Raw genomic sequence first — 14,867 nt, forward strand, 5'->3', positions numbered from 1 at the left:
CTTTTTTATTATACAATTTATTGAATGAAATACTTATAGTTAAATAATTAAACTTTAAGAAAGTTTATTTGCAAACCTTACATAGATGTAAGGTTTGTGTAATGTTTGTAGATAGTTAAATTTTCTAATCTAAATTACAATTAATATAAGAAATAACATAAAAAAAGAAATTTTGTAAAAAAGAAAGGATGTTTATTGATGAGTTTGGATATTATTTTTATATTGAAATCAATCATAATCGCTATAGTAGAGGGGCTTACGGAGTTTATTCCAGTTTCATCTACTGGTCATATGATTTTGGTTGGTAATTTAATAGATTTTAAGGGGCAATTTGCTGAAATGTTTGAGGTTGTAATACAACTTGGGGCTATATTAGGTTTTACTAACATAATTAGTGTATAGATAAAAGCAGATTTCTTATCTATGAAAATTAACTAACTAAGATAAATGATAATTAACAATTATATATATGTTATTTCAAAAATTAGATTAGGAAGGATAGTTAAATAATGAAAATTTTAACTGTAAATAATTTAAGTAAAGTATATGGTAAGAAAATAATTTTTAACGCATTAAATGATATAAATTTTAGTGTAGAGGATGGAGAGTTTGTAGGAATTATGGGTCCGTCTGGTAGTGGAAAAACTACTCTTTTAAATATGATTTCTACTATTGACAAGCCAACTACAGGAACTATGGAACTAAAGGGCAAGAATCCTTTATTGTTAAAAGGTGAAGAACTGGCATTATTTAGAAGAAGAGAATTAGGTTTTGTATTTCAAGATTTTAATTTATTGGATACATTAACTATAGGAGAAAATATAGTATTGCCATTGACATTAGATAAGGTCAGTGTAAAAGAGCAAGATGAGAGATTAAATGAAGTATCTACAATATTAGGTATAAAAGATTTATTAGGAAAAAGAACTTTTGAAGTATCGGGTGGTCAAGCTCAGAGGACTGCTATTGCTAGAGCATTAATTAACAAGCCATCAATACTTTTAGCAGATGAACCGACAGGTAATTTAGATTCAAAGTCGTCAAAGATTGTAATGGAGCTATTTCAAAAGATAAATAAAGAAAATAAGGTTACTACTATGATGGTAACTCATGACTCATTAGTAGCGAGTTATTGTAGTAGAATATTATTCATAAAAGATGGAGCTATATATAATGAAATATATAAGGGAAGTAGTAGAGAGCAATTTTATCAAGAAATAATGGATGTACTTGCATTATTGGGAGGAGATAATTAATGAACATAAAACAATTTGCCATTAATAATATTTCAAGAAATATTAAAGCATATTTAGGATATTTAGCAAGTATTATTATATCATCTTCACTACTATTTTCTTTTATTATGTTTACAAGTCATCCAGATTTAGATATATATCAATTTCCTGATTATTTAAAAGAAGGTCTTAAGATGAGTAAGATAATTGCATATTTATTTTTATTCTTCTTTGTATTTTATTCAGTTAGTGTATTTCTTAAAAGCAGATATAAAGAATTTGGAATACTTTATATTACAGGTATATCAAAACGACAAGTAATGAAACTAATCTTTATAGAAAATATGATAATAAATATAGTATCTTCTGTAATTGGAATAATAATAGGTTTAATTTTTGCAAAGATATTTTTAGTGATTATGTCTACTTTTTTAGAATTATCACCATTAAAATTCTATATACCATTAAATGCAATATTGTCTACTTTAATTTACTTTATGGTTTTAGCTATATTAACATCAATATTTACTTCTTTTATAGTTAAGGAAAATCAGGTGTTGAAGTTACTTAAAGGGACAAAAACTCCAAAACCAGAGCCTAAAACATCACTAATGCTTGCTATATTAAGTATTTGTCTGTTTATAATAGCATATTATAATGCTGTTACCTCAACTGACCAATATACGACATATATGCGCTTAGTTCCAGTTACATCTCTTACTATAGTAGCAACCTACTTATTCTTTTCTCAATTTAGTGTGTTTTTTATGAAGAAGCTAAAATTAAACAAGAGATTTTATAGAAAAAATACAAATATGCTTTGGATTTCAAACTTAATTTATAAAGTAAAGGATAATGCTAGAATATTTTTCTTGATAACTATAACTTCTACAGTAGCATTTACTGCTATAGGTACAGTTTATTCTTTTTGGAAAGATGTAAATCGTCAAATTAATTTAATATATCCTAATACAATATATTATTCAACTATGACCTTGCATAATGACCCTAAGAAGCCTGATAGCAAAGAAAAAGATAAGGAAAGAATGAGATTTATAGAAACTAAGCTAAAAAAAGAAAATATAGACTATACAATAATTAATGGTGAATTTAAAACTGTATTTCCCAAGAAAAGTGATTTTAATGTCAGAATTATGAAAGAATCTAAGTACCTAGAAATAACAGAGGCTATAGGGGTTAAGCCTATAAGTTTTGAAGATAATGAATCTATATCATTATTATCAAGTTTACCAGGAAATAAGAAAGTCAAAGAAAATGTTATTGTAGGGAATAAAAGTTTAAAGGTGGCAAAACAAGTAGAAGAATGTGTTATGCCAGCATATTATAAAAATATGTATGTGGTAAAGGATAATTTTTATGATAGTATAGAATCAAAATTTATAGTGGATAGATTTACTGCATTTGAAGTAGAGGATTCAAGTAAAACTATAGAGATATGTAGACAATTTGAGAATAAATTTAATAATGAGTCTGGGATGCAGCCATATTTGTTTTTCTCTAAAGACTTAATGATAGAAACTGGGAAATTAATGTATTCTACATTTATATTTTTAGCAATATTTATAGGTTTAATTTTCTTTGTTACTACAAGTAGTTTCTTATATAATAAGTTTTATATGGATTGTCAAGTTGATAAGAAAAAGTATGAGCAGTTAAATAAATTGGGGATGACATATAATGAGATTAAAAAAGCTTCAACTATTGAGATTGGAATTGTGTTTTTGTTGCCTTATGTAGTGGCAGTTGTACATTCGATATTTGCACTTACTGCTTTGAAGAATTCTTTTGATATAGAAGTAGCATCGTCAGCTGTTTTGGTAATGGGAAGCTTGTTCTTGATTCAAATAGTTTATTTTTTAATTGTAAGAAATAATTATTTAAAAGAGATAAGGTTAAATTTAGTTAATTTTTAGGAGGTAGGAATTAAAATTACATCTTCATTAATCATACGGATAACTTTAACTACTAGATTTATACTTATATGAATGGATATTGCTGGATTTATATTAATTTATAAGCCAGTAATATCTTTTATTATTTAAAAACCTGTATAATAAATTATAAAGAATTCTGCAATTTATAAATTGTAGTGGACGAAACTTGTATAAGTGTATTTAGGTAAAAGTATGTATTATACTATAAATAAAAATTGATACAAAAATGGGGTGAAATAAAATTTATGATAAGAAAATCAAATGATGAAGATATAAATAAAATCATGGAAATATGGAAGGAAAGCACAATCAAAGCACATGAATTTATAAGTAAAGAGTACTGGAAAAGTAACTATAACACTGTCAAAAACGAATATATACCTATATCAGATACATTTGTATATGAGGATGGTCAAGAAATAAAAGGATTTATAAGCATAATAGATAAAAGCTTTATAGGAGCTTTGTTTATAAATACAAACTATCAAAATCTAGGTATAGGAGGTAAGCTCTTAGATTATGTAACTAAAGAATACAAGAATCTAAGTCTAGCAGTATACAAAGACAATAAAGAAGCAGTTGTATTTTATAATAAAAAAGGATTTAAAATAGTAGAAGAGCAAATAAATGAAGACTCAGGATTTAAAGAATACATAATGGAATATAGTAACTAACATCAATATATTTATCATTTCGTTAGTCATAATTTTAAAAATATTTTTTAGAATTATGACTTGCAGGTACTTAAGAAAAGAAATAAAATCTATAATTAAAATTACACTTTAAATAAGTATAGTAACTATATATTAGATGCAGGTTGTGGTGAAGGATATTTCTTAAATAAATTATATGGTGTATTTCAGATTTAGCAAATTTACCATTTAAAGATAATAAGTTAGATATAATACTAAATATACTTTCTCCTGCAAACTATAAGGAATTTACAAGAGTTTTAAATAATTATGGAATGGTAATAAAGATTGTGCCAGAGTCAAATTATTTAAAAGAAATAAGGACAAGTATACAGAAAGACATAAAAAATAGCAATTATAATAATAAAAATATTATACATGTGTTTAAAAAGCATCTTGATTTGATTTATGATAATAGAATTAATTATAAGAACAATATTAATACATTAAATTTAAGAAATTTGGTTAAAATGACACTTTTGACATCATCATTAGATGAAGAAGAGATTTTAAGGTTGATGAAATCAGGTATATCTAATATAACTATTGATTTGAGAGTTATGGTTGGCGTTTTGAGAACATAATAAATATATATTTATATAAAAATATATAATATGGTATTACAAAATTTGTAATGGAAATAATCTTATTTTGATAATTTATTAATATAGATTATTTCCATTATATTTTGTGCACTTATACGAAAAAATTTTATCGAAAAATAAAAAAACTGAAGTAAAGAGGTAAGTATTTTTTTTGTAAGGGCGATAAGTATAGTATAAGTTAAATTTAAACTGAGGATGTTATCAGAAGAATTAAAAAATTATCTGAGGGGGGATAATATGAAAAGGTTTAAGAAAGTAATATCATCATTAATTGTTATTTTTATGGTATCTAGTTCAATGCCTACATATGCACTTAGTGAAGAAAAGTTGTCTGGAAATAACAGGTATGAAACAGCAATAAAAGTTAGCAAAAAAATAGGTGACACTTCTAATAGTGTTGTGTTAGTAAATGATTATTCTATGGTAGATGCATTATCTGCAACTCCTTTTGCGAGTAGAGAAAATGCTCCAATTCTTTTGACATCAAAACATTATCTGACAAAACAGACTGAAGATGAAATAAATAGGCTGAAAGCTAAAAAAGTTTATATAATTGGAGGTCTTAATTCTGTATCACAAAAAGTTATAGACAAAATAAAAGCTAAAGGGCTAGAGTATGAGGTAATAAATGGTAGTGATAGATTTGAAACTGCTTTAAAAATAGCAAATAAAATGGATAAAAAGAAAAATATATCTGAGATTGCTGTTGTAAGTGGATACAATGGACTTCCTGATGCAGTGAGTATAGCTGCTATAGCAGCAGAAAAAAATATGCCTATATTGTTAGCTGATGATTTAACAAAAGGAACTAAAAAAGCTAATAATTTTATAAAAAGTAAAGATATAAGGAAAACATATGTTATAGGAAATACAAATGTGATATCTGAAAATACAAAAAATAGTCTGCCTAATTCAGAAAGAATAGGCGGTCAAGACAGAGATGAAACTAATGCCAAGATTATAGAAAAATTCTATCCAGCAAAAAATTTAAAAAATGTATATGTGGCTAGAAACGGCATGAGAAATCAAGAAGACTTAATAGATGCACTAGTGGTAGGAGTACTGGCTAACAAAAACTCATCTCCAATTGTAATATCTGGTGATAAGTTGAATTCTAAACAAAAAGATATATTAAAAGGTAAAAAATTTGATAGTATAACTCAAGTTGGAGGTATAGTAAATAGTTCTGTTATTTCTGAATTGAAGAAATATCAAGAAGATAGTAATGGAAGTTCTAGTAATAATAGTAAGGAACAAAATAGAACTATTGAGGCAAAAAATATTTTAGAATTGAAAAATGCTATTACAAATAGTAAAAATAATGATACTATAAACTTTAATGCCTCTTCAAGTATAACATCAGATTTTATAATGTCTACAACAAAAAGTATAACTATAAATATGAAGGGTACATATAATTGTACTGTTACTATAGATATACCTAATGGCGATGTAAATAATAATGGAACAATAGATAAGGTGGTTATTGAAGATATAAAATATAGCACTTTTAATAATAGTGGAACTATAAAATCTTTGATAGTAAAAGATAATAATGGTTCTAGAATTGTAAACAAAAGTCAAGGAAAGATAGAGAATATTGAAATTATTAATGCAGTTAAGAATTTACAAATAAAAAATGATGGTAAGATTAATAAAGTAACTTCTAATGCTGAAAATGTTAAGATACAAAATAATGGTACTATTGATACTGTGGATGGAAGTCATAAGCCGACTATAGACGGAACAGCTCCTGATGATACAGGGCAACGTGAAATAAAAATTAATTCTATCCAAATCGTAAACTCAGAAAAAATAAAATTAGAAATGCCAAATATAGATTCTATTAAGTTTAGTATTACAGGAAATGGATACGATGGTAATGTTGATTCAATTATAAGTGGAAATTCGTATACTTTGGTATTGAGTAAACCTTTAGTTGAAAATTTAAAATATACTCTTAATATTAGTGCACCAAATTATAAAGATTTGTCTAGAGAGATATGTTTAAGTATTGTAGAAGCTCCTAAAAGTGAAGTATCAAGTATAGCAGCAAAATATAATTATTATAATAAAGATAATATATATGTAGAAGCAAAATTCCCTAGAATTGTTAAATTATATAAAAAAGGCACTAATCAAGAGTCAGATGTATGGCATCTATTTGGTAACTTTAAAGTTTATAAAAAAGAAAATGAAAAGCTTGTGTTGCAAAAAGACCTTATAGGAAGTAGCTATCATCATGGCACTAAGTATTATTTTAGGATTAAAGATAAAGCTATAGAAGATTTTGGAACCTATTTTATAAGGTTTGAAAATGTGGATATAAAAGATTTATCAGGTAAAGATTTTAAAGATGAAATTATATTTAAGATAGGTCCTAATAAAGCGTCAGTATCAACTATGGAAGAACTAGAAAATGCATTATCCATTGGGACTCGAGAAGTAACTTTAAAAAATAGTATCAATGTTACAAAAGATTTAACTATTGGAGAAGGTACAAATTTGATAATACCAAAAGATATGATACTTGGAATAGATGATATAAATTTGAATCTTAATGGTAAAATAACTGGGGAAGGAAAAGTTAGTAAAGAGGATAATGTTAAATTAAGCAAATTTGGTGTATTATATGAGCCTAAACTTAAACTTGATACTGTTGATAATAATTCTGCAATAGAAATAAAGAATGTTGCTAATACATCTATTGATAGCATTATTGTAGATAGATGGAAATTTCTTGAAAAAGATGAAAATGGAGTATATTCAACATCAAGTGGATACCATGGTCCTGACGGGATTGAAGTTAAAGAAATTGAGAATACTGATTTAGTTACAAAAGTTAAAATTACTTCTAAAGAAATTATTGAAAATTGTAGTGTAACTGTAATTTGTGGTTCTTATGCTGATTATATACTTAATGGGATTGTTTTAGAAAAAGGTCCAACTATAAATGCTGATAAGAGTAAGTTAATAGATAAGATAAAGGAATGTAATCTTTTACATGACAAATCTGAAGAAGGTACTGAAACTGGTCAGTATCCACAAGGGTCAAAGAGTGTCTATAAAAGTAAAATTAATGAAGCTCAAAAAATGGTAGATAATAAGGAAAATAATATTCCTCAAAGTAAAATAAATCAAGAAATAGAGGAACTTGATGTTGCAATAAATGATTTTAAGAGTTTAGTAGTTCCTGAAAAAGCTATAAATGAGCAAGAATTAAATAATAAATTAAAATTACATAATACTTTACTTATATCGGAAGATATAAATGTTAAATCATATGATGAATTGAATATTAAAGAAGGGCAGACTTTAATTATAGCGTCAGGAAAAACATTAACAATTAAAAATTTAGAAGTTAATGGAAGGATAAAAGTAGAACAAGGGGGAAATGTCATAGTTGAAAAAACTAAAATAGGTGATAGTGGTGTTATTGATAAGCCTGAAATTGAGCAAATTAAAATTAATGGTGTATCAGGAATTGCAATTAAGAATTCTGGTAAATTTGGTATTAATACCATAACTATAGATGACAAAGCTTATTTTCGTATAGGAAGTTCTGGAATAGTATCCAGGAGCACTCCTCCCCAAGGTTATAATTTAAATATGAATTTAATAAACGAATCAGAGGTGCCAGAAGATTCTTTAGTTAAGAATAGTAATTATAATTCAACTCCTATCTTGTATATAACTGTAACTACACCTAATGCAGGAAAAGAGAAATTTAAGGTGAGAGTATCCGATATTTATGGAAATAAAAGTGATGAGATACTAGACATTCCTTTAGTATTAAAAGTATCTAAAGAACAATTAGAAAGCCAAGTAAATTATGCTAGATATATCCTAAATGTACTGGGTCCAGACAATGTAAATGCTACTCCTGAATCTAAAGAAACATATGAAAAGGTAATAGATAAAATAGATTCAATATTGAAAAAAGAGAACATAACTCAGGAAGAGTTAAACAATGCTAGTATAGAATTAAAAACGGCTACAGATAATTTTAAAAATCAACAAGTTAGCAAGATTAAAAAATAAAATTTGAATTAAAAGTGCTATCTTAAAATAGAAAGTAAATTTTTATATTAGATAGCACTTATTTATGTGAGGGATGAAATTGAATAAAGATAAATATATAACCAAAATTATAGGTGTAATACCATTATTATTGATATTAGGGATAATGCCATTGATTTCATATGGGAAAATTGATATTTTAAGTGAAAATATATTCTTAAATTGGAATGGAAAAAATGCTGAAATAGATCTTTTTGCATACTATAAGTTTATATTCACTATTATTATGACAATAATGTCTATATTAATGTTATTTATTAAAAAACAAAAACTTGTAAAAGACATACCAATATATAAATTTATTTTAATTTATATAATTTGTATAATAATTTCAGTTATATTATCAGAGTATAAAGATATGGCGATTAATGGGTTTGTTTTTAGATACGAAGGCATGATAGCATTAATTGTGTACTTATTACTATTATTTATGAGTATTAATATGTTTGATAATAAAGATAAAATAAAAAGTATATTTATAGTATTGATTACATCTTCACTAGTGATATCAATAATAGCTGTATTTCAATATTACAATCATGATATATTTCAAAATTTCAATATACAGAAAAGTTTAATACCTAAAGAACATCAATATTTAGCTGGCAAAATAGTATTTTCAAATGCTGATAATGCTAAGGTGTATTCAACATTGAGTAATTCAAACTATTTAGGCAGTTACTTTGCGCTTATACTTCCAATAATGATAACAATATCAATTTTATCAAAAAAATATAGAAAAATATTTATACCTATATCAGTATTAAATTTATTTGTACTGGTGGCATCAGATTCAGCTGCTGGATTCATTTCAGTAGTGGCTACATTTTTAATTTTAATTCTAATATTAAGAAAAAAAATAATGGAAGAATATAAAAAAGGCTTTTTAGTGCTTTCTTGTTTGATTGTAGTTTTAGGAGTTTTTGATTTTTTATCCAAAGGATTAATCTATACTAAGACAAGCAGTGCCTTAAATGAATTTATCTATGAAGTAAATGTTGGAAAAGAAAAATCGAAACTTGAAGATATAAAACTTAAAGACAATTTAGCAGAAATAAATTTCAAAGGTAAGGTTTTAAATATAGAATCAAACAATCAGCAGTTATTTTTTAGAGATGAGAATAATAATCTGCTAAGTCTTAAATTTGATAATCAGTTAAAGTCATGGGAATTTCTAGAAAATGAGTATAAAGATACAATTATTGAGTTTGTACGATTAAAAGAAAGTGGTAAAAATATAATAAAAGTCGATGTAGATGAAGATATACATATAAGATTAACAACTGAAAATGATGTATTTAAATATATAACTCATGGTGGTAGAATAATTGAACCTAAAGAAGTAAAATATTGGTGGGGAGATGGAAAAGAAGAGCTTCTTACATCAAGAATATACATATGGTCAAGAGCTTTACCTATTATTTTAGAAAAACCTTTATTTGGATATGGGCCAGATACATTTGTAGCAGTATTTCCACAATATGATTATGTAGGTTTGTATAAAGCATACGATACTACTAACATGATTGTGGATAAGCCACACAATATGTATATTCAGATTGCCCAAGGTACAGGTATTATATCGTTGTTTGCATTTTTAGGGATAACAACTTTATACATAGGAAAAAGCTTTAAAATATATACAAAATCTAGAAATAATGATTTTTATCATATAATTGGATGTGCAATATTGATGGGGATTATTGGTTTCCTGATTTCTGGATTTTTTAATGATAGTGTTGTATTTATTTCACCTATATTCTATATTCTTATGGGTATTGGTGTAAGGATAAATTATATCATAGAAAGCAATATTGATAAAGAAATTCAGTAAACTATGCAAATATAGGGTATCCTTTAATAAATTAGGTCATTTTATCAACTTGTAAAGGGGTATGATTAGCTTGAAAATTATATATTTTATAATACCTTGCTATAATGAGGAAGATGTTTTAAAAGAAACATCAAATAGACTAGAAATCAAAATCAATTCATTAATAAATGATAAGATAATTAGTGAAAAAAGTAAGATTGTATTTATAGATGATGGGAGTAAAGATAATACATGGTGTATTATAGAAGAATTAAGTAAAAATAAATCTGTTTTTTGTGGTATTAAACTTTCTTGTAACAGGGGTCATCAGAATGCTATATTAGCAGGTTTACTGCAAACAAAAGAATTTTGTGATGCTACAATTTCTATAGATGCAGATTTGCAAGATGATATAGATATATTAGATGAATTTATACAAAAATTTTATGATGGTTGTGATATTATATATGGAGTGCGTAAAAGCAGAAAAAAGGATACTTTATTTAAGAGGAATTCGGCTAAATTGTTTTATAAATTAATGAGTTTATTAGGTTCAAATATAGTGTATAATCATGCGGATTATAGGCTTTTAAGCAAACGTACTATAGAATCACTTTCACAATTTAGAGAGGTAAATTTGTTCTTAAGAGGAATAATTCCTCTTATAGGATATAAATCCAGCTTTGTTTTTTATGAAAGAAAAGAAAGACTTGCTGGTGAGTCAAAATATACAATAAAAAAGATGTTGTCATTTGCATTTGAAGGTATAACTTCTTTTAGTATAAAGCCATTAAGAATGATAATGTCAACTGGTATTTTGATTTTTTTAGCTAGTTTAATAATATTAGTGTATTTACTTGTGCAGTATTTCCTAAAAAAACATGTTGATATGTGGATAATTATTGTATTTTCAATATGGGCTATTGGAGGATTTCAAGTGTTTTGTATAGGTTTAGTTGGAGAATACATTGGTAAAATATATATGGAAACTAAGAATAGACCAAGATTTATAATAGATAAATTTATAAATAACAAATAGTTTTGCCGAAGATATTAAGGAGATATGATGAGTAAATTAAACTTTAAGGAAATACTATTATTTTTATTTACATCAATATTTATTTTTAGTTTCATATGTATAATAAAAATTATATTGTTTGATAATGTAAATTTATTTTATAACATGAATCCATTTATAATTATTATTGGAATATTAGTATTATTATTTTTATTATATACTTTAAATAAATTTTTTAATAATTTAGAAGATAAAAAATTAAAAAAAATAAGAAGAAATTGTTTTATAGGGATTTTAGTTTTACAGATTATTTTTGCTGTCTTTCTTCATGTTAATCCTACTTGGGATTTTAGAAGTGTAAATCAATCTGCAATAGAACTTGCTCTATATAATAAGCCATTAGGAGAATATTTTTATGTATCATATCCCAATAATATCGCAATAACATTATTATTATCATGTATGTATAAATTTATAGGTATGTATACAGATAATATACATACTTTTTATACTTTTGGAACTTTACTAAACATATTTATGATAAATATATCAATACTAATATTATCTAAGTTTATAAAGAAAGTGTTTGGGATATGTAAAGAAACACTATTTAGTGTATTTGCCTTGTTGATAACTCCTTTTTATGCTTATTCGCAAATTGTATATACTGATACAATTACAATGTTTTTTCCAATTACAATGTTTTTATTCTTATATAACTATATAAATAGTAAAAGTAAGGTAAGGTTTAGATATTTAATTTATATTGGCATATTAGCATGTGTAGGGACTGCATTGAAAACAAATGTTATAATATCTTTAATAGCCATAGTGATATATTTGTTTTTTTTAAATAAAATTAAACCTTCAATAAAGTGTATATCACTAATAATAATTCCTTTTATAATAGGGACGATGTTTTTTCAATATATGGTAACTTACTTTATACCTGTGACATATAAAGAAGCTGGATTACCATACACACATTGGATGATGATGGGACTAGAAAAACCATATGGGAGTTTTTCTCATGAAGATGTTCAATTTTCATTAAAGCAACGTTCTTTAAACGGAAAAGAAGGCACTAAGAAAGCTAATATTAAAATTATAAAACAAAGATTAAAAAGCTATGGAGTGGAAGGATATCTTAGATTTTTAAAGAATAAAATATCTTTTACATGGGGTGATGGAACATACTATTCTTTGAGCAAGCTTAGTAGAGAAGCTGTATTTAAAGGGAGTATTTTTTATGAACATGTTGTAGGAAAAAAGAATGGTGTATTTGTGAGTGTAAGTCAGTTTTCACATATACTTATTTTAATTATGATTGTCGTATCAAGTATAAGATTTTATAAATATCCAAAAGAATTTACAAGTTCCCTTAACATATGCATATTTGGAGTATTTTTGTTTTTAATCATCTGGGAGACTAGGTCTAGATATTTATTGTGTTATCTACCTATTTTAATATTAAGTGCGTTTTTTGGATTAGATTATATTTTAGAAGTGTTAGAAAAATCAGCAAATAAAATTAAAAGTTACTTTAATGGATTGCTTAAAAATTAATAAATTAAATATTAATAAAAAATTGCTATATAACGTGCTCGTTATTATCAAGTTGTATAGCAATTTTTAGATATAAAAGAAGTCTATTCATATATTCGAAAAATTTATTTATAATTCTATTTAAATACTTTATAACGTTACACTAAAAATGAATTTTTAAATCTTAAAATGTTCTTTTTGAGATAAATTTATTTCAGTGTCACAATTTCCACAACAGTAAGATGTTGAGACATATTTAAATTCTTCACTATTCTCATCAAAGTCCATTTTTTTCTTTGCAATGATTCCTACTTTAGTTAAATTAGAGCCACAATTATTACAATTTTGAATTTTACATAGGTTATATAATTTGTCAGGTGTAATACCTTCTAAGAATCTATCACAATTGTAGCATCTGATAGAGGAAACTTCATTAGATATTTCAATAGGTTCAGATTCTTGAGAAGAAAATTTATAAGTTATGTCATTTGATACTTTATAACCTGTATCAAATATATTAGAATTACAGCTTGGACACAAGTACTTTGGAATATATACATCTTTTTTTTCAAAAGTATCACCACTAGTATTGTAATTCAAGTCATCTGAAGTAGAACTTTCATCTAGAGTGTTATCTTTATTTAAGCTTAGAAGATAATTATAAATTTTTTTATCTTCATTCTGTTTTGCCGTATCTAAAAAATGGCTCATTATATTAGGGTATTCTTTATTTTTTGATGGCATGTTTAAATCTATATAATTGTTTTCAATAGCAAAGGATAATATATTGAAATAGTTATATTTAACTGCAAAAAATAATAACATTTCATCAAATACTTTATCTATTATTTTGTCAGAAATGCTTATCCAAAAATCTGGTGATTCTAAATAAACTTTCTTACTAAGTTCATCTAACTCTTCATCTATATTATTTAAATTATTTTCATTGACCTTCATATCATCACTTCCTTATTGTTTTTTATATAAAATAAAATCTCATATAAAAATATATCATATTATAATTTACAAGTATAGACTAAATATAGCTGTTTTTAAGTAAAGTTTTATAAATAACCATTAAAGTATAGAGCTACAATATAGAGCTTACTTACAAATTAAATGTAAACTTATATAATTGTATAGGTTGACAAAAAAACATCTTTATTTTATACTAAAACAAAGCTTTAATAGAGACTTTGTATATGTACATATAAACTAAATTGAATAAGATGTATGAAGGGAATTATAAAAATGAAAAGAACTAAAGTAAATATTCAAGATTTAACTAAAATGTCAATATGTGTAGCATTATTGTGTATATCATCTTACATATATATACCATTACCATTTACTCCAGCGGGAGTAACAGCACAGACAATAATGATAAATTTAATAGCTTTGATTTTAACACCAAGACAAGCATTTAGTACAGTTGGTGTGTATATAATGATAGGTTTAATTGGAATACCAGTATTTGGTGGAGGTACATCTGGGATTGGAAAATTGTTAAGCCCAACAGGTGGTTTTTATTTTGGATTTTTGTTTGCAGCACTAATTATTAGTTTATTAAAAGGACGAAATAATGATATTAAAAGATATATACTAATAACAATTTTTATTGGCATGCCTATTATATATTTTATGGGAACAGTATTTATGTGTTATTTTAATCAAATGACAGTAGAAGCAGCACTTTTTGCAGCTGTAGTTCCATTTTTAATTGGAGATACAATAAAATCAGTTATTGCATCTTTTTTAGGTACTAAACTGAATAATGTACTAAGAAGAAATATATGATAAAGGAAGGATGTAATCTATGGATGAGGTTTTTATATTAGGAGGACTTAGAAGTCATATAGGTCTAAAAAATGGAATTTTTCAATTTGTTCAACCTGAATTACAAAGAAAGATTTATTAATTAAAA

The 14,867-nt window shown here is 25.4% G+C and carries 10 protein-coding genes and 2 pseudogenes; 10 read left to right on the top strand and 2 right to left on the bottom strand.

Annotated features, from left to right (window positions below; translation table 11 throughout):
* Nucleotides 1-198: 198 nt before the first annotated feature.
* The 8 genes and pseudogenes from IR152_RS10010 to IR152_RS20435 all read left to right on the top strand — a co-directional run.
* Nucleotides 199-375: pseudogene (locus tag IR152_RS10010) on the top strand (undecaprenyl-diphosphate phosphatase); the annotation flags it as partial.
* A gap of 134 nt (nucleotides 376-509) precedes the next feature.
* A complete protein-coding gene (locus tag IR152_RS10015; RefSeq protein ID WP_227451711.1) occupies nucleotides 510-1,256 on the top strand; it encodes an ABC transporter ATP-binding protein in 747 nt (248 codons plus the stop codon).
* A complete protein-coding gene (locus IR152_RS10020; protein WP_227451712.1) occupies nucleotides 1,256-3,169 on the top strand; it encodes an ABC transporter permease in 1,914 nt (637 codons plus the stop codon). The genes IR152_RS10015 and IR152_RS10020 overlap by 1 nt, the downstream gene beginning before the upstream one ends.
* A gap of 266 nt (nucleotides 3,170-3,435) precedes the next feature.
* Nucleotides 3,436-3,864, top strand: coding sequence for an N-acetyltransferase (locus tag IR152_RS10025; protein ID WP_227451713.1), 429 nt, complete (start codon nucleotides 3,436-3,438; stop codon nucleotides 3,862-3,864).
* Nucleotides 3,865-4,157: 293 nt separating this feature from the next.
* Nucleotides 4,158-4,466 carry a hypothetical protein gene (locus IR152_RS10030; RefSeq protein ID WP_227451714.1) on the top strand — a complete coding sequence of 103 codons (309 nt, stop codon included), beginning with the start codon at nucleotides 4,158-4,160 and terminating at the stop codon, nucleotides 4,464-4,466.
* A 258-nt stretch (nucleotides 4,467-4,724) separates the two neighbouring features.
* Nucleotides 4,725-8,528, top strand: a complete 3,804-nt coding sequence (locus tag IR152_RS10035) for a cell wall-binding repeat-containing protein (protein WP_227451715.1) — start codon at nucleotides 4,725-4,727, stop codon at nucleotides 8,526-8,528.
* Nucleotides 8,529-8,607: 79 nt separating this feature from the next.
* Nucleotides 8,608-10,401 carry an O-antigen ligase family protein gene (locus tag IR152_RS10040; protein WP_227451716.1) on the top strand — a complete coding sequence of 598 codons (1,794 nt, stop codon included), beginning with the start codon at nucleotides 8,608-8,610 and terminating at the stop codon, nucleotides 10,399-10,401.
* Nucleotides 10,402-10,462: 61 nt separating this feature from the next.
* Nucleotides 10,463-10,975: pseudogene (locus IR152_RS20435) on the top strand (glycosyltransferase); the annotation flags it as partial.
* Between the two features lie 95 nt (nucleotides 10,976-11,070).
* Here IR152_RS20435 and IR152_RS20440 read toward each other — a convergent pair.
* Nucleotides 11,071-11,304 (bottom strand): ThiS-like ubiquitin domain-containing protein, encoded by a 234-nt coding sequence (locus IR152_RS20440; protein WP_413927267.1) that lies wholly within the window; start codon nucleotides 11,302-11,304, stop codon nucleotides 11,071-11,073.
* Between the two features lie 142 nt (nucleotides 11,305-11,446).
* On the opposite strand from IR152_RS20440, the gene IR152_RS10055 reads away from it, so the two are divergent.
* Nucleotides 11,447-12,964: a glycosyltransferase family 39 protein gene (locus tag IR152_RS10055; protein ID WP_227451717.1), complete on the top strand. Its 1,518-nt coding sequence runs from the start codon at nucleotides 11,447-11,449 to the stop codon at nucleotides 12,962-12,964.
* A gap of 156 nt (nucleotides 12,965-13,120) precedes the next feature.
* Here IR152_RS10055 and IR152_RS10060 read toward each other — a convergent pair whose 3' ends face one another.
* Nucleotides 13,121-13,900: a hypothetical protein gene (locus IR152_RS10060; protein ID WP_227451718.1), complete on the bottom strand. Its 780-nt coding sequence runs from the start codon at nucleotides 13,898-13,900 to the stop codon at nucleotides 13,121-13,123.
* Nucleotides 13,901-14,194: 294 nt separating this feature from the next.
* On the opposite strand from IR152_RS10060, the gene IR152_RS10065 reads away from it, so the two are divergent.
* Nucleotides 14,195-14,740 carry a biotin transporter BioY gene (locus IR152_RS10065; protein ID WP_227451719.1) on the top strand — a complete coding sequence of 182 codons (546 nt, stop codon included), beginning with the start codon at nucleotides 14,195-14,197 and terminating at the stop codon, nucleotides 14,738-14,740.
* Nucleotides 14,741-14,867: the final 127 nt, after the last annotated feature.

The organism is Clostridioides sp. ES-S-0108-01, assembly GCF_020662285.1.
Classification (GTDB): Bacteria; Bacillota; Clostridia; order Peptostreptococcales; family Peptostreptococcaceae; genus Clostridioides.